We start from the raw sequence: 16563 nt of genomic DNA on the forward strand, positions 1-16563 counted from the left end.
CAAGCGCCGCAGGATCCCCGCGGGTTTCACGCGGCGCCCGGCATGGTTAATGTTCTGCAAAGAAATCCGCTAAAGGTTTCGCAAAACGGGTGCCGCCTTTTGCCCGAGTATGCGCCAGGTTCCGGCGAGGCCGAAGCCCACGGTCAGCACGAGCGCCGTTATCAGCGTTCCGGCAGCGACGCCTGGTAGCAGCTGCCACGGAAGGTTCATGATCCGCGCCACGACAAACCAGGCCGCCACGCCGCCGGCAAGGAGGGCGAACAGTGCCGTGGCCGCGCCGAGCATCAGGTATTCGAGCGTGAATGCCGTGATCAGCGTGCGGCGCGTCGCCCCAAGCATCTTCAGAACCACCGCGTCGTGCACCCGTGCGCGGTTGCCGGCAGCCAGCGCGCCGCCCAACACCAGTACCGATGCGACCAGGGCAATGGCGGCGGCGGCGCGAATCGCGGTTGCCAGCTGGCCGATCAACCGGTTCACGAGGTCGATGGCATCCTTGACGCGCACCGAGGTCACCGTCGGGAAGGCACGGGTGACGGCGCGAAGGATATCCGCCTCCGTTGCACTGTCGGCGCCGGGTACGGTCAGCGTGGCAAGCCAGGCATGGGGCGCGCCGGCGAAGGTGTTCGGGGAAAACACCATCACGAAATTGATCGCGAGCGATTCCCACTGAACCTGCCGCAAATTGGCTATGCGTGCCGTGATGTTGCGGCCGAGCACGTTGACCGTGATCGTGTCGCCGATACCGAGGCCTATCTCGCCCGCTTCCTCCGCGGAGAAGGACACCAGAGGCTCCCCGTCATAGTCTTCCGGCCACCATTCGCCTTCCACGAGGGTGGAATTCTCCGGCACGTCCGCTGAATAGGTGACGCCGCGGTCGCCGCGCAACACCCAGCCGCCTTCCGGCGGCAGCTCCATGGTGGCGACATCCTGTCCGTTCAGCTCGACGATGCGCCCCCGCAGCATGGGGACGCGGACCAGTTGGCCTTCCGTACCCGCATCCGCGGTCACCAGATCCGAGAAATCCTCTATGACGTCGTTCTGGATGTCGACAAAGAAGAAATTGGGTGCGTGTTCGGGAAGGTTCCCGGAGATCTGCTGGCGCAGGTTGCCGTCGATCAGTGCCAATGCGACGAGAAGCGTCAGGCCGAGTCCCAGCGAGAGGACGACCGACTGTGTCAGTGCTCCGGGGCGGTGAATATTGCCGATGGCGAGCCTGAGCGGCGTAGAGCGGACACGCGGCGCGCGGCGTGCCACGGCCTGTACCGCGAGTGAGACGATTCGCAACACGCCGAAGGAGAAGGCGATCCCGCCGAGAAACAGGGTGGCGAGGTCACGGCTGAAGGAAGTTCCGACGGCCAGAACGGCGAGCAGCGCAATCAGGACGATCGCGGCGAGGAGATAGGCCGGGCGCGGACGGTGTTCTCCGTCGAAGGACTGGTCGCGGAACAGGTCCGTTGCCGGTATGTCGCGGGCGCGCCCGAGCGGGAGGATGGCGAAGGCCAGGGTGGTCACAAGGGCGAATATCGTGGCTAGCGCCAGCGCGCCGGGGAAAAATCCCCGGCTGGCCGGGAGCGGAACGACACCGGCAAGGCCCCATGCGGCCAGCCATGGCATGAACGATGCCAGAACCAGTCCGATCACTATGCCGACGGCGGCAATGGCGAGTATCTGGATCAGGTAAACCAGCGTGACGAAACCGCCGGGCGCGCCAAGGCACTTGAAGGTGGCGATGACGTTGCGCTTGGATTCCAGGAAGGCGCGCACCGCGTTGGCGACACCGACGCCGCCGGTGACCAGCGCGGTCAGTCCGACGAGTGTCAGGAACTGGGCGAAACGCTCGATATTGGACGAAAGGGCCGGCGCGGCATTGGCGCGGTTGCGGATCGACCAGCCGGCGGCGGGGTGTTCCTCCCGGGCGCGTTCGGCCATGGCCTGCAGTTCCTCTTCCGTGGCATCTGTGATGCGGATCTTGTAGTGATACTCGACCAGCGAACCCGGCTGGACGAGGCCGGCTGCCTCCAGCCCGTCAAGCGAGGTGAGCACCCTCGGCGCGAAGGCGAAACCGTCGGAAGCGGCGTCCGGCTCGCTCAGGATCAGCGCGCGGATCTCGAAGTCTGCGTTGCCCAGCAGGATCGTGTCGCCGATGGCGAGGCCGAGACGATCGAGCAGGATCTGTTGCACGGCGGCGCCATGGCGGCCGTCGCGTCGGCCGAACAGGATTTCGTGATCGAGCGCGGGTTCCGTTTCAAGGGTGCCATAAAGCGGGTAGCGTTCGTCGACGGCTTTCAGCTCGACAAGTGACTGGTCGGACTGGTCCTCGAGGCGCGCCATGGAACGCATGCTGGCACTAACGGCAACCTCGCCAAGGCTGTCGAGGAAGGCCCGCTCCCCGGCCGATGCGGTGCGATGATTGAGCTCGAAGCGGAGATCGCCGCCGAGGATGACCTGCCCCTGTTCGTCGATCCCCTGCGTGATCGATTGCGACACCGCGTTGACGCCCCCGATCGCGGCCGTCCCGAGCGCGATGCATGCGAGGAAGACATAGAAACCGGAAAGCCCCCCGCGCAGCTCGCGCAGCGCGAACCGGAAGGCGAGCGGTATGGCGCGCGCCGGCGACATGGTGTTCATTCCGCGGCCTCTCCGAGCGGATCGTGTTCGCGCACATGGCCGGAATCGACGGCGAGGCGGCGGTCGCATTCGCGCGCGAGGCCGAGGTCATGGGTCACCAGCACGAACGTCATGCCGCGTTCGCGCTGCTTCGCGAACAGGAGATCGGATATATGTTGCCCGGTCGTGCCGTCGAGATTTCCGGTCGGCTCGTCCGCGATCAGTATCTTCGGGTCAGGTGCGAGCGCGCGGGCGATTGCGACGCGCTGCTGCTCGCCGCCTGACAGCTGCCCGGGATAATGGGACATTCGCTCCTTCAGCCCCACCGAGGCCAGCTCCGCTTCTGCCTTTTCGAATGCCGCGCGGTCACCGGCCAGTTCCAGCGGCACGGCGACATTCTCGAGTGCGGTCATGTTGGGAATGAGATGGAAGGACTGGAAGACGATACCGATATTGCGTCCGCGAAACGCGGCGATCGCGTCTTCGCTCATCGTGTCGAGCCGCGCTCCGGCGATATTGATCTCGCCCCGGTCCGCGCGTTCCAGCCCCGACAGCACCATGAGAAGCGTGGTCTTGCCCGAGCCGGAAGGACCGACGACGCCGACCGACTCCCCGGGAGCGATCGACAGGCTGACCTCGCGCAGCACGTGAACGGCATTGGCGCCGCTGCCCAGTCTCAGATCGACACCGGAAAGGGAAATGAGTGGTTCTGTCACGGAATTTCGATCCTATATGTGCGGTACCGCACGTACATGGTATCGGAGTCCGCAATGGTCAAAGTCTGGATACGCATTTTCCTGGGCATGGCACTGGCGCTGGGGCTGGGGGGCGCCGCGCTATCGGAGCCCATAGCCGGCGTCGGACTGGGCGACAGCCTGATGGCCGGCTACCAGCTCGGGCCGGGGGAGGCATTTCCCGAAAAGCTGGAAGCGGCGCTGCGAGCGGAAGGGTTCGACGTAACAATCGCCAATGCGGGCGTGTCCGGTGACACCACTGCCGGCGGGCTGGCGCGTCTCGACTGGTCGGTACCGGAGGGAACCGATTTCGTCATTCTGGAGCTCGGGGCCAATGATGCGCTGCGCGGCATCACGCCGGAGCTCACGCGCGAAAACCTGGACAGGATGATCGAGCGGCTGAAGGCGCGCGATATCGATGTCATCCTGGCCGGCATGCTGGCGCCGCCGAACATGGGCGGCGACTATGCCGAGCGGTTCAACCCGATCTATGCCGACCTGGCCGCGGATCACGATCTCCCGCTCCATGGCTTCTTCCTCGATGGCGCGATCGCCGATCCGGCGTTGATGCTGGACGACGGCATGCATCCGAATGCGGCGGGTGTCGACCGGATGGTTGAAGGGTTCTTGCCGTTGATGCGGGACTATCTCGCCGCACGCGAAAATTGATTCCTTCTCGAAACGATACTCGTACTGGAAGGAACGGGGCGGGAATATTTGACTTGCGCCTGCAATCCGTCCGTGATTCGATTCGACCGGGGCGGCGGTGATTTGCCTGTCATGCCCCGCTGCAGGAGGGAAAGCCATGCCTCGTCTGTTTGCTGCCCTGGAGATTCCGCATAGCGCGGCGATGTCCCTGTCCTTCCTCCGCGGCGGCCTTCCCGGAGCCCGCTGGATCGATACCGAGAACTACCATCTGACCTTGCGCTTCATAGGCGATGTCGAACATCACGTGGCCGACGAGATAGCGGATGCGCTCGGAAGGGTGCGTCGCTTCGAGTTTCGCCTCGGGCTCAGCGGCCTCGGGGTGTTTGGCGGCAAGAAACCGCATTCGCTTTTCGCCGTTCCGACCGCTTCGCCCGATCTTGCCGAACTGCAGGCCGAGATCGAGCGCATCTGCCAGAGGCTCCGCTTGCCGCCGGACCCACGCAAGTTCACGCCGCATGTCACCATCGCGCGATTGCGCAACGTGTCGCCGGACGCGGCGGCGCGCTATCTTTCTGGCCGAGGCGATTTCCAGGTGCCTCCCTTTGCAGTGAACCGCTTCGTGCTGATGTCTTCGAAGGAATCGGTCGGCGGCGGACCCTACCTCGTCGAGGAAAGCTACGAACTGACGCCGCGCACCGCGATCGCGGCGACGGCGGAATACGCACCGCTGGCGGCGCGGGGGGCGCGATGACGTCCGGAAGGCTGGATGATGCCGCCGTCGCGGCAGCGCTGGAGGCGCTGGACGGCTGGGCCGTTTCGCAGGACGGAACGGCCATTCGCAAGACCTTTCGATTCGGATCGTTCCGCAAGGCGTTCGCCTTCATGACCGAAATCGCGATGGTCGCGGAAAAAATGAATCATCATCCGGAATGGTTCAACGTCTACAGCCGCGTGGACGTGACCCTGACGACCCATGACGCGGGCGGCGTAACGGAACGCGACATCGCGCTGGCCGAGGCGATGAACAGGGCGGCGGCTTGAAGGCGCACCGGCCCCTTCCCACATCTCCTGCATGGGCGAGAAACACGACATTCCCGACGACGTGCTGATCGGAGAGATCCTCGAACCCGGCTCGCAACGCGAGCAGAGCCGGCGCGAGAAGAGGGTGCGCGGGAAATTCTGGGCAACGGCCAGGAAGGCCGCACGTGCCATACCCTTCATGGACGAGGTGGTGGCCGGTTACTTCTGCGCGCTCGATCCCGAGACTCCACCGCGCGTGCGCGGCATCCTGCTGGCGGCGCTCGCCTATTTCGTGCTGCCGCTCGATTTCATACCGGATTTCATTCTGGGGGTCGGTTTCGGCGACGATCTCGCGGTGCTGATGACGGCGATCGGCGCAGTGCGGTCCAACATCACCGAAGCGCATCGTGCGGCGGCTCGCCGCGCATTGGCCGACCACGACCTCGAAACCGAAGAGGACGGTGCGCCGGTGATCGACGGCTGAGGGCGGCATCCACACCGGTCGGCCGGCGATTTTCGCGCGTCTGTCCGCGGATGGAAAGTCAAACTCTTGCCGCTTTCGCGCTTCACAGAGCGCCTGTTGGGACAATCGCGTTGCGCTGCTGGCGGCTGGATGGGCAAAAGACTGAATTCATTGGCGTGCCGTTCACAATTTGGTAACCCTGTCTCCGCCAGATTGGTTAACCAAATCCTCATCATTCATGCGTGACCGACAGGAACCGGTAGGAAAAATGCTCACAAGAAAAAGAGTTTTTGCGGGAATGCTGGCGGCGGGGCTTCTGGCTGGCGCCACGGCGGGTGCCGCAGCCCAGACGCCGACGCGCATCGGCGAGTTCAAGGACTGGGGTGCCTTCAGCTACGATTCCGGCAACGGCAAGGTCTGTTACGCACTTTCGGTGCCGACATCGAAGCAACCGGCCAATGTCAATCACGGGGACAATTTCTTTCTCGTGACCCAGCGCACCAGGCAGAACGTGACCTACGAGCCGCAGTTCATGGCCGGCTACAATCTGCGCGAAGGCTCCAAGGTGACAGTCAGCGTCGACGGCCAGGAGTTCGTATTCTTCACCAAGGACAATTCCGCCTGGGTTGAGAACGCGGCGCAGGAGCCGGCGCTGGTCGCCGCGATGAAGGCGGGCACGAAGATGACCGTCAAGGCAACATCTCGGCGCGGCACCAACACGACCTATGAATATTCGCTGTCAGGCGTGACGGCCGCGCTCAACGCCATTCAGGATTGCAAGTAGCCGCCAGCGACTGCTGCGAACCGCAGGCCGGGCGGAAGCCGGGCGCGTTGGCGTGTCGGTGACGAGGTGACGGCGCACGCAAGCTGTGATACAGCGCTGCCTTCGCAGACCAAATGGAACGAAAATGGCGGTTTCCCTGGACCTGACCGACAATTCGGCGCGTGAGGCGCTCGCTGCATCGGCGCGCGCGAACACGGTCGAGATGCCGACATTGATCGGCCTTACACGTCCTCAGCTCGCCGAGACGCTGAAACAGGCCGGCGTGCCCGAACGGCAGGTCAGGATGCGGGTGCAGCAGCTGTGGCACTGGCTCTATGTGCGCGGCGTATCCGATTTCGACGACATGACGAACGTGTCGAAAGACCTGCGCGCCATGCTGAAGGAGAACTTCTCCATTGCACGGCCGGAGATCGTCGAGGAACAGGTTTCCGCCGACGGCACCCGCAAGTGGCTGCTGCGCTTTCCGTCGCGCGGCGCCGGCAGGCCGGTCGAGGTCGAGACCGTCTACATCCCGGAAGAGGGGCGCGGCACGCTGTGCGTTTCCAGCCAGGTCGGTTGCACGTTGACCTGCACCTTCTGTCATACCGGCACGCAGCGCCTGGTGCGCAACCTGACCTCGGAGGAGATCGTCTCGCAGCTCCTGCTCGCGCGCGACCGGCTTGGCGACTTCCCGGACCGGGACACGCCGCAGGGCGCCATCGTGCCGTCGGAAGGGCGGAAGGTCTCCAATGTCGTGATGATGGGCATGGGCGAACCGCTCTACAACTACGACAATGTCCGCGATGCCCTGCTGGTTTTCGCCGATGGTGACGGGCTGTCGCTTTCGAAACGCCGGATCACGCTATCGACCTCCGGTGTCGTGCCCGGCATCGTCAGGATCGGCGAGGAGACCGGCGTCATGCTGGCGATCTCGCTGCACGCGACAAACGACGCGTTGCGCGACGAACTGGTGCCAATCAACAAGAAGTACCCGCTGAAGGAACTGCTGGACGCCTGTCGTGCCTATCCCGGCCTGTCGAACGCGCGGCGCATCACCTTCGAATATGTCATGCTCAAGGGCGTCAATGACAGCCTTGCCGACGCGAAGGAGCTGGTTCGCCTGCTGAAGGGCATTCCCGCCAAGATCAACCTGATCCCGTTCAACAAGTGGCCGGGCTCCGCCTATGAGTGTTCCGACTGGGAGCAGATCGAGAAATTCGCCGACTTCATCAACGCCAATGGCTATGCGTCGCCGATCCGGACGCCGCGCGGCCAGGACATCCTGGCCGCCTGCGGGCAGCTGAAGTCGGCCTCCGAGCGAATGAAGAAGACCGAGCGGCTTGCCTACGAGGCGATGATGATCGCCGGGCACGGCGACTGACCGGTATCAGCGCCCCTCCGTCAGCAGGATCTTGACCGCGAATGCCGAGAAGACGCCGGCCATCAGCCAGTCGATGGTCCGGGTGACGACCGGCCTCTTCCGCAGCGTTTCCGACATCCAGCCGGCTGCCAGCACCATGGCCGAGGTGATCGGGATGGCGATGACGATAAACATCGCGCCGAGGAAGAAGAACTTGCCCGCGGCGGCCGGATCGCCGGTCGCGACGAATTGCGGCAGGAAGGTCATGAAGAACAGGATGATCTTCGGATTGAGCAGGTTGATGCCGATGCCGGTGAGGAAACTCGCGCCGACATGCGGGGCCTGCCGCTTCTCGGTCTCAACGGTCAGCGAGGAGCCGCGGCGAATCGCGTCGACTGCCAGCCAGACAAGATAGGCGGCGCCGGCCACCTTCAGCGCGGTGAAGGCGGCGGGCGCGGCGACGATCAGGGCCGACAGGCCAAGCGCGACCATCGAGGTGTGGATGGCGACGCCGGCATAGGCGCCGAACATGCAGGCGAAGCCTGCGGCGCGGCCCTGGCTCAGCGTGCGCGAGACGAAAAGCGTCATGTCGGGGCCGGGGGTGATCGCAAGGACGATGGCGGCGGCGGAGAATGCGGCCAGTGTCGGCCAGTCGGGAATGAAGGCGGGCATGTTCGTGAACGTGTTTCGCGAGGTGTGGTGCCCCGCACTTGCGGGCCGCGGCGCACCATGCCACAGGGAAAACCGAAACGACAAGGACCAAGACATCTTGCCCGCCGAACGTCCCAGAAATCCATTCGGACCGTTTTCCGATCCGCTTGTCGCAACCGCCGCGCTGGCGATCTGGTTCGTGCTGCTCCTGCGATTCCAGTCGGCGCCGGAACTCGATCTTGCAGCCGCGCGGTGGTTTTTCGACGCGGCGGCATGTGCTGCAAGCGAGCGGGCTGGCGGACAGTATTGCGAAGGCTTCACGCTGGGTGCCCATCCGCTTCTTTCCCTCGTTCGCGAAGCGCTCCATCCGCTGCCGGTGGCGCTCGGCATCGTGATGCTGGTCGCAATCCTGGTCCAGTTGGGAATGGGCAAGCGGTGGCGCGACGCCGGCATAAGGGTGCAGACGGTCCTGGTTTCCACCCTCGTCCTGGGCCCCGGCCTCGTTGTCAACGGCATCCTGAAAGCCCACTGGGGGCGGCCGCGGCCCTGGATGACCGAGGATTTCGGCGGATGGCTTTCCTTCGTCGAGGCTGGCGTCAAGACCGACCTGTGCTCGTCAAACTGTTCCTTTGTCTCCGGCGAGGCGGCCACGGCCGGCTGGCTGATGTGCCTGGCGCTGGTGCTTGCGGTACGGCGCTATGCATGGCCGGCGCTGGCCATCGGCACGGTCTCGGTCTTCATGGCAGGGTTGCGGGTGGCATTCGGCGCGCATTATCTCTCTGACGCGGTTCTCGGCTATACGATGACCGTCGCGATCTTTGTCGTGCTGGCCGCCATTGCCGAATGGAGCGTGTCGCGACGGGACCGAAATCCGGATTCCGCTTGCGCCATCGAAGAAACGCAATATGGTGCGCGCGATTTTCCCGCTTCCAACCGACCTGGAAACACATCGAAATGAGTGCCGCATACAAAGACGTCAAAAAGGTCGTTCTCGCCTATTCGGGCGGACTCGACACCTCCATCATCCTGAAATGGCTGCAGACCGAACTGGGCGCGGAGGTCGTCACCTTCACGGCCGATCTCGGCCAGGGCGACGAACTGGAACCCGCGCGCAAGAAGGCCGAGATGCTCGGCATCAGGGAAATATACATCGAGGACCTGCGGGAAGAGTTCATCCGCGACTTCGTCTTTCCGATGTTCCGCGCCAATGCCGTCTATGAGGGCATCTATCTGCTCGGAACCTCCATCGCCCGGCCGCTGATCTCCAAGCGCCTCGTCGAAATCGCCGAGGAAACCGGTGCCGACGCCATTGCCCACGGCGCGACCGGCAAGGGCAACGACCAGGTCCGCTTCGAACTGTCGGCCTACGCGCTCAATCCGGACATCAAGGTGATCGCGCCGTGGCGCGACTGGTCCTTCAAGTCGCGCACCGACCTGCTGAACTTCGCCCGCGACCACCAGATCCCGGTGCCGAAGGACAAGCAGGGCGAAGCGCCGTTCTCCGTCGACGCGAACATGTTGCACTCCTCCTCGGAGGGCAAGGTGCTCGAAGACCCGTGGGAGGAGGCGCCAGAATATGTCCACATGCGTACCGTCTCGCCGATGGACGCGCCGGACGAGGCGACCGAGATCGAGATCGAGTTCAAGGGCGGCGACGCCGTGGCGCTGAACGGCAAGGCGATGAGTCCGGCTACGCTGTTCGCCACGCTCAACGATCTCGGCCGGGACAACGGCATCGGCCGCATCGACCTGGTGGAGAACCGCTTCGTTGGCATGAAGTCCCGCGGCGTCTACGAAACGCCGGGCGGCACCATCCTGCTCCACGCCCATCGCGCGATGGAATCGATCACGCTCGACCGCGGCGCGATGCATCTGAAGGACGAGCTGATGCCGCGCTACGCGGAGCTGATCTACAACGGCTTCTGGTTCTCGCCGGAACGGGAGATGCTCCAGGCGGCCATCGATCACAGCCAGAAGGACGTCGAGGGCACGGTCAGGCTGAAGCTCTACAAGGGCAACGTCATCACCACGGGTCGCAAGTCGCCGAAATCGCTCTACTCGGAGGAACTCGTGACGTTCGAGGACGATCACGGTGCCTACGACCAGAAGGACGCTGCCGGCTTCATCCGCCTCAACGCGCTCCGGCTGCGCACGCTCGCCAAGCGCCGCCGCGACAGCTAGCGGTCACGCCGCCGGTGCCGGATCGACCGGCACCGGTTCGTTCGCGTCCGACTCCTCGCGTTCGGCTCTTGCAGCGGCGCGCCTGTAGAACAGGTAGGCCGAGACCGCGATCACACCCATTGCCGGGATTATGGTGGCGACGGACAGCACGGGGTCACCGATCCATGCGCCGATCGTGCCGGCAACCAGCCCCGTTCCGATCTGGAAGAAACCGGTCATCGCCGAAGCCTGCCCCGCAATATGGGGAAAGGGACGCATGCCGGCCATCATCATGAAGGGCATCATCAGGGCGACGCCGAAGGAATAGAGGGAGACCGGCAGCATCACGGTCAGGAGCGATGTGCCGAGCAGGTATGGCGCGGCAGCGAGGCAGAGGCTGCCCGTGAATATGAGAACGAGGCCGGGCATGACCGCCTGGCGCGGCGTGATCCAGCGCATCAACACACGGAAGGTCACCGATCCGGCCAGGAACATGCCCGACTGGAACAGCATGGAGAATCCGAACTGCGTCGGCGTCAGTCCGACCGTGTCGATGAGCACGAAGGGCAGCATGGTGGCGAGCGCGTAGAAGACGCCGATACCGCAGGCAATGACCACGGAAGCCGTCAGGAACTCGGCATTGGCAAGCAGGGTCGCATAGGCGCGCACGATTCGCACCGGCCGGAAGGCGGACCGGTCGGGCACGATCGTTTCGCGCAGCGCGAACAGCGATACCGCGCCTACACCGAGACCGAACAACACCATCAGCACGAAAACCGCGTGCCAGCCGGCCAGGCCGACGGTCATGCCGCCGATGGCCGGTGACATGGCCGGCGCGATGGCCAGTATGATCCCGACCATGTTCATGATGCGTGCGCCCCGGTCGCCGGGATAGAGATCGCGCACGATGGCGCGCGAGACGGTCACGCCGATGGCCGCGCCGATGCCCTGCACGAGCCGCGCGGCCGTCAGGATCTCGACGGAGGGGGCGAAGACGGCGGCGAGGCTGCCGAGAATGTAGACGGCCATGAAGACAAGCGTGGAACCGCGTCGCCCGAAGGCGTCGGCAACCGGTCCCGCCAGAAGCTGCGAGAATGCGAAGCCGGCAAAATAGGCGGTCAGCGTGGTCTTCACCACCGCCGGGGTCGTGGCGAAAGCCTCGACCAGTTGCGGCATGGCCGGCGTATAGAGCGCCATGGAGGTCGGCCCCAGCGCCACCAGGGCGGAGGCGACAAGCGTTGTGCGCCGGACGCTCATGATCGGTGCGGTCATGGCGTCTCTGCCTCGCCGGCCTGTTGCGACGTCAGTACCTGCAGGTTGCCCCGCACCTGCCGAAGTGCCTTCATGACGATGTCGCGATCGGTCGCGGAAAGACCGGCAAGGATCTGTTCGCGCAGTACGGCGGTCTCGGTGATGAGGGCGTCGACCAGAGGCTTCGCGGCATCGGTGGTGACGACCTGCTTTGCGCGGCGGTCCTGCGGGTCCGGAAGCCGGGCGATAAGTCCCCGCTTCTCGAGCTTGTCGACATAGGCACAGGCGGTCATCGGTTCGATGCCCATGCGCTCTGCTATGCGCGCCTGGCGCTCGCCTTCCTGCGCGGCGATGTAGAGCAGCGCACGCGCCTCGCCGGGCGTAATGCCGAGGCCCGCCGCGGCGAAGCGACGCTCCAGCATTGCGCGCGACATGCGGGCGATGTCGCTGGTCAGGAAACCGAAGGTTTCGGAATCGATCAAGGCTAGGGCTTTCGTAAGGTCGACAGATAGTAAGCACGACTTACTATGTCTCCCATGCCAGTCAAGCGGGAATCGTTCGGTGCGCATCTTGGCAAGGGCGGCCGGACGGCCTAGCTGATTGGTCAGTCCCGCCCAATCCGAAGGAATACCAATGACCGACATCGCATCTCCGCTGACCGAATGGACCGGACCTCACGGCCTGCCGGACTTTTCCGCCATCAGGGACGAGGATTTCGAGCCGGTCATTCGCGCCGCCTTCGATGCCCACCTGGAGGAGGTCGACGCGATCGCGAACGATCCGGCAGATCCGACCTTCGAGAACACGATCGAGGCGCTGGAAAGGGCCGGCAAGGCGCTGTCGCGGGTCTCGGCGATCTTCTTCAACCGGGCCGGCTCGCACACCAATGATCTGATCCGGGAGGTCGAGCGCACGGTGTCGCCGCTCTATGCGCGCCATCGCACGGCCATCGCGATGAACCGGAAACTATTCGAGCGCGTCGATGCGCTGTGGCGGAAACGCGACGAATCCCGACTGACGACCGAGCAGCTACGAGTCCTGGAACGGCGCTGGAAGGGATTCGTCCGGTCCGGCGCCGCGCTCGAGGGCGAGGCCAAGCGTCGTTTCGCGGAAATCACCGAGCGGCTTGCCACCCTCGGCACGCAATTCGGCCAGAACGTGCTCAAGGACGAGGCCGACTGGATGCTGCTGCTCGAGGACGAGTCCGACCTCGCCGGCCTGCCGGCCTGGCTGGTCGATGCCCTGGCCTCGGTCGCCGAGGAACGCGGCCATCCCGGCAAGCACGCCGTATCGCTTTCCCGCTCGATCGCCGACCCGTTCCTGACATGGTCGACGCGGCGCGACCTGCGCGAGAAGGTGCACAAGGCATGGCTGGCGCGCGGCGAGAACGGCGGGGAGACCGACAATGGTGCGGTGATCGCCGAAACGCTCGCATTGCGGCAGGAGCTGGCGTCGCTTCTCGGATACGAGAGTTTCGCCGCCTACAAGCTCGACGACACGATGGCCAAGACACCGGACAATGTCAGCCGGCTCCTGGAGACGGTGTGGGAAAAGGGCGTGGCCCGGGCCAACGAGGAGGCCGCCGACATCGCAGAACTGATCGCCGCAGAGGGCGGCAACTTCAAGCCGGAGAAGTGGGACTGGCGCCACTACGCGGAAAAGATCCGCCAGCAACGCTTCGATTTCTCCGACGATGACGTCAAGCCATACATGCAGCTGGACAAGATGATCGAGGCCGCATTCGCCGTGGCGACCAGGCTGTTCGGCATCACCTTCGAGGAAATCAGGGGTGTTCCGCTCTATCATCCGGATGCGCGGCTGTGGCGGGTGAAGAACCCGGACGGTTCGCACAGGGCGCTGTTCATCGGCGATTATTTCGCGCGGCCGTCGAAACGGTCGGGCGCGTGGATGAGCGCGCTTCAGTCGCAGTCGAAGCTCCTGGGCGAGACGCCGATCGTGCTCAACACGATGAATTTCGCCAAGCCGCCGGCGGGCAAGCCGGCGTTCCTGTCCTTCGACGATGCGCGCACCCTGTTTCACGAGTTCGGGCACGCCTTGCACGGCATGCTGTCGGAGGTGACATATCCCTCGGTGTCCGGCACCAGCGTGTCGCGCGATTTCGTGGAACTGCCGTCGCAGCTGTACGAGCACTGGCTGACCGTGCCGGAGGTGCTGAACACCTACGCATTGCACGCGGAAACAGGCAAGCCGATGCCGAAGGAACTGCTCGACAAGGTGCTGGCTGCCCAGACCTTCAATGCCGGGTTCGAGACGGTCGAGTACACCGCATCGGCACTGGTCGACATGGCCTACCACGCCCGCAAGGATGCGCCGGAAAAGCCGCTCGAATTCGAGGCGAAGGTGCTGTCGGACATCCGCATTCCCGACGCCATCGCGATGCGGCATCGCTCGCCGCATTTCCAGCATATCTTTTCCGGCGACGGATACGCGGCCGGCTACTATTCCTACATGTGGTCGGAAGTGATGGACGCCGATGCATTCGCCGCGTTCGAGGAAGCCGGCGACCCGTTCAACGCGGAAATCGCGGAAAAGCTCAAGACGCACATCTACTCGTCTGGCGGCACCATCGATCCCGAGGACGCCTACAAGGCGTTCCGCGGTCGCCTGCCGACGCCGGATGCAATGTTCAGGAAACGCGGCCTGGAATAGGCCGCGCCGCTCGTGTCTCAGAACATGCCGTTGTCGTTGGCGCTGGTTTCGGGAAGCTCCTGCAACACGTCCCAATGCTCGACGATCCGGCCGGACTCGTCCAACCGGAAGATGTCCATGCCGGCATATTCGAGCCCGCCGGGCCAAACCTGGTGGCAGTGCAGGATGACGTGATCCCCCTCGGCAAAGGCGCGCTTCACGTCGACATGCTTGCCCGGGTATTCGCGCGCCATGCGCTCGAAATACTCGATGAAGCCGTCCTTGCCGGTCCGGACATGGGGATTGTGCTGGATGTAGTCGTCCCCGGCATAGGCCTCGATGGCGTCGCGGGGGCGGCAGTTGTTGAACATCAGCTCATAGAAAGCGACGACATTGCGCTTGTTCTGTTCCGGTGACGGCATGGATCGACTCCTCGGGGCCGGTTCGGGCGGGTGAACGTTCTGCGGGATCAGATCTCGGTCAGAATGTCCCTGTAGGCCAGGCGCGATTTAGGCAGGGCCGCATTGTAGTCGGTCGCCGGATCGGAATAGCCGATCGGGACCACGATCTGGCTTGCATACCCTTTCTCGCGAAGGCCGAATTCCTCGTCAAGCACTGCGGTGTCGATGCCTTCCATCGGTGTCGCGTCGATGCCCAGCGCTGCGACGCCCAAGAGAAACTGGCCGAGATTCAGATAGAGCTGGCGCGCCATCCATTCCTGCCCGTCACCGCGTTCCTTCTGATGGATGTCGACGAACATTGACCGGCCCTTGTGCATGGCCGGCTTGAACTCGTCCGGATTGCCGGCGAAGCGGCCATCGACCTCTTCCTGCTCAAGAACGCGCTGCAGATATGCCTCGTCGGCCTCGATCAGGTTCGCAAACACGACGACATGCGAGGCATTCATGATCGACGAGACATTGAAGGGAAACTTTTCCCGCGCAGCCTTGGCGATGCGTGCCTTGCCTTTCTCGGTGGCGGCAATGATGAAATGCCACGGCTGAAGATTGGTCGAGGACGGGCTGAAGCGCAGCAGCGCGCGCACCTTCTCCATGTCCTCGTCCGAAATGCGGCGATCCGGCACATAGGCCTTGGCGGTGTGACGCTTCTTGGCAAGGTCGGTGATGTGGATGGTCATGATTTCTTCCTTTCGGGGTGCATGGGGCCAGACCGGCACACGGATGCCGGGGTTTCGGGATCGCGGCGGGCATGCAACCCGTGGGCGGTCTCCCGTTTTCCGGTGACCCGCATCTAGCCATCTGCTATCCCCGGAAAAACGGGACCGGACGAAAAATACAATTCGGAGACTCCGAACAATGCTCCTCGACAATATCAGGCTGTTCCTGCTGATCGTGGAAAAGGGCAGCCTGACCGCGGCGGGGCGCGAGGCAGGGCTTTCTCCGGCAACGGTGTCGGAGCGACTGGCGGCGCTGGAGGCGCATTACGGAACCGTGCTACTGAGCAGGACGACACGGTCGACAAGCCTCACCGAGGAAGGGCGTACGCTGGTCGAGGGCGCGCGACGGGTGCTCGATGAAGTGGACGAACTCGGTGCTCGCATCCGTCATGGCGCCGGCAGGCTGTCCGGGCCGATCCGCGTCAGCGCGCCGGTCGATGTCGGTCGCAACATCGTCGTTCCGGCGATCGATCGTTTCATCGCCGAAAATCCGGCCATATCGGTGGAAATCGTGTTTTCCGACGGCAATCTCGACATTGTCGGCCAAGGCATCGACCTCGCGGTCCGATTCGGAAACATCACGGACAGCACCCTGAGAATCCGGCGGCTACGCCTCCAGCGGCGGGTGGTCTGCGCAGCCCCTTCCTATCTCGCCCGCCGCGGGACCCCGCGAACGCCGGCCGAGCTGAAGGAACACAACTGCCTGCTGATGCGTTTCGGGATGAATCTCGACAATGTCTGGCAACTCGGAGAGGGCCGGGCGGTGCAGTCGGTGACGGTGCAAGGGGACCGCGTTGCCAATGATGGTGCGGTGGTGCGCCAATGGGCGCTTGCCGGGCATGGCATCGTGTTCAAGTCCGATCTCGATGTCGGGCCGGACATCGCAAAAGGCCGCCTCGTCGAATTGCTCGAGGACTATGCCCAGCCGCCCACGCCCATCCAGCTGCTTCTTGCGCCGGGGCGCGCGCAGCCGCGGCGGGTGAAGGCCCTCGCCGATTCCCTGTCCGCGGCCTTCGATGCCTTCGGTGACTGACCGGGATCGATCAGGCGATCACGGCTCCATTGATGTCGCGGGCTCCT

At 64.2% G+C, this 16563-nt stretch carries 17 protein-coding genes; 10 read left to right on the plus strand and 7 right to left on the minus strand.

From position 1 onward, the window contains the following. Window positions 1–69: 69 nt before the first annotated feature. The gene (locus HTY61_RS16410) at window positions 70–2619 is read right to left on the minus strand and encodes an ABC transporter permease (RefSeq protein ID WP_175278603.1); all 2550 of its coding nucleotides are present in this window, start codon (window positions 2617–2619) and stop codon (window positions 70–72) included. Between the two features lie 5 nt (window positions 2620–2624). Beyond that, window positions 2625–3323 carry an ABC transporter ATP-binding protein gene (locus HTY61_RS16415; protein WP_175277812.1) on the minus strand — a complete coding sequence of 233 codons (699 nt, stop codon included), beginning with the start codon at window positions 3321–3323 and terminating at the stop codon, window positions 2625–2627. An 87-nt stretch (window positions 3324–3410) separates the two neighbouring features. Between HTY61_RS16415 and HTY61_RS16420 the strand changes: the two genes are divergently transcribed. The 6 genes from HTY61_RS16420 to rlmN all read left to right on the plus strand — a co-directional run bounded on the left by HTY61_RS16420 (window position 3411) and on the right by rlmN (window position 7616). After that, window positions 3411–4010: an arylesterase gene (locus HTY61_RS16420; RefSeq protein WP_428978296.1), complete on the plus strand. Its 600-nt coding sequence runs from the start codon at window positions 3411–3413 to the stop codon at window positions 4008–4010. 136 nt (window positions 4011–4146) lie between these two features. Next, window positions 4147–4740: an RNA 2',3'-cyclic phosphodiesterase gene (gene thpR, locus HTY61_RS16425; RefSeq protein WP_175277814.1), complete on the plus strand. Its 594-nt coding sequence runs from the start codon at window positions 4147–4149 to the stop codon at window positions 4738–4740. Next, window positions 4737–5030 carry a 4a-hydroxytetrahydrobiopterin dehydratase gene (locus HTY61_RS16430; protein ID WP_175277815.1) on the plus strand — a complete coding sequence of 98 codons (294 nt, stop codon included), beginning with the start codon at window positions 4737–4739 and terminating at the stop codon, window positions 5028–5030. Before thpR ends, HTY61_RS16430 begins: the two co-directional genes overlap by 4 nt. 31 nt (window positions 5031–5061) lie before the next feature. Then, window positions 5062–5493 carry a YkvA family protein gene (locus HTY61_RS16435; protein ID WP_175277816.1) on the plus strand — a complete coding sequence of 144 codons (432 nt, stop codon included), beginning with the start codon at window positions 5062–5064 and terminating at the stop codon, window positions 5491–5493. A 247-nt stretch (window positions 5494–5740) separates the two neighbouring features. After that, window positions 5741–6256: an invasion associated locus B family protein gene (locus HTY61_RS16440; RefSeq protein ID WP_428978269.1), complete on the plus strand. Its 516-nt coding sequence runs from the start codon at window positions 5741–5743 to the stop codon at window positions 6254–6256. A 124-nt stretch (window positions 6257–6380) separates the two neighbouring features. After that, the gene (gene rlmN / locus HTY61_RS16445; RefSeq protein WP_175277817.1) at window positions 6381–7616 is read left to right on the plus strand and encodes a dual-specificity RNA methyltransferase RlmN; all 1236 of its coding nucleotides are present in this window, start codon (window positions 6381–6383) and stop codon (window positions 7614–7616) included. A 6-nt stretch (window positions 7617–7622) separates the two neighbouring features. Here rlmN and HTY61_RS16450 read toward each other — a convergent pair whose 3' ends face one another. Next, entirely contained in the window at window positions 7623–8267 is a 645-nt protein-coding gene (locus HTY61_RS16450) for a LysE family translocator (RefSeq protein ID WP_175277818.1), read from the minus strand. A gap of 97 nt (window positions 8268–8364) precedes the next feature. Between HTY61_RS16450 and HTY61_RS16455 the strand changes: the two genes are divergently transcribed. After that, a complete protein-coding gene (locus tag HTY61_RS16455; protein ID WP_175277819.1) occupies window positions 8365–9204 on the plus strand; it encodes a phosphatase PAP2 family protein in 840 nt (279 codons plus the stop codon). Continuing rightward, the gene (locus HTY61_RS16460; RefSeq protein ID WP_175277820.1) at window positions 9201–10427 is read left to right on the plus strand and encodes an argininosuccinate synthase; all 1227 of its coding nucleotides are present in this window, start codon (window positions 9201–9203) and stop codon (window positions 10425–10427) included. Before HTY61_RS16455 ends, HTY61_RS16460 begins: the two co-directional genes overlap by 4 nt. A 3-nt stretch (window positions 10428–10430) precedes the next feature. On the opposite strand, the gene HTY61_RS16465 is transcribed toward HTY61_RS16460, so the two are convergent. Beyond that, window positions 10431–11678, minus strand: coding sequence for a multidrug effflux MFS transporter (locus HTY61_RS16465; RefSeq protein WP_175277821.1), 1248 nt, complete (start codon window positions 11676–11678; stop codon window positions 10431–10433). Then, complete coding sequence (locus tag HTY61_RS16470) at window positions 11675–12139, minus strand: MarR family winged helix-turn-helix transcriptional regulator (protein WP_175277822.1); 465 nt, start codon at window positions 12137–12139, stop codon at window positions 11675–11677. The genes HTY61_RS16465 and HTY61_RS16470 overlap by 4 nt, the downstream gene beginning before the upstream one ends. A 151-nt stretch (window positions 12140–12290) precedes the next feature. Here HTY61_RS16470 and HTY61_RS16475 point away from each other — a divergent pair, with 151 nt between their 5' ends. Beyond that, a complete protein-coding gene (locus tag HTY61_RS16475) occupies window positions 12291–14327 on the plus strand; it encodes a M3 family metallopeptidase (protein WP_175277823.1) in 2037 nt (678 codons plus the stop codon). Between the two features lie 17 nt (window positions 14328–14344). Here HTY61_RS16475 and HTY61_RS16480 read toward each other — a convergent pair whose 3' ends face one another. Both HTY61_RS16480 and nfsB read right to left on the minus strand, forming a co-directional pair. After that, window positions 14345–14728 carry a nuclear transport factor 2 family protein gene (locus HTY61_RS16480; protein WP_175277824.1) on the minus strand — a complete coding sequence of 128 codons (384 nt, stop codon included), beginning with the start codon at window positions 14726–14728 and terminating at the stop codon, window positions 14345–14347. Window positions 14729–14775: 47 nt separating this feature from the next. Continuing rightward, a complete protein-coding gene (gene nfsB, locus HTY61_RS16485; RefSeq protein WP_210268616.1) occupies window positions 14776–15444 on the minus strand; it encodes an oxygen-insensitive NAD(P)H nitroreductase in 669 nt (222 codons plus the stop codon). Window positions 15445–15622: 178 nt separating this feature from the next. Between nfsB and HTY61_RS16490 the strand changes: the two genes are divergently transcribed. Then, window positions 15623–16516, plus strand: coding sequence for a LysR family transcriptional regulator (locus tag HTY61_RS16490; RefSeq protein WP_175277825.1), 894 nt, complete (start codon window positions 15623–15625; stop codon window positions 16514–16516). Window positions 16517–16563: the final 47 nt, after the last annotated feature.

This window comes from Oricola thermophila (assembly GCF_013358405.1).
GTDB classification, from domain to species: Bacteria; Pseudomonadota; Alphaproteobacteria; order Rhizobiales; family Rhizobiaceae; genus Oricola; species Oricola thermophila.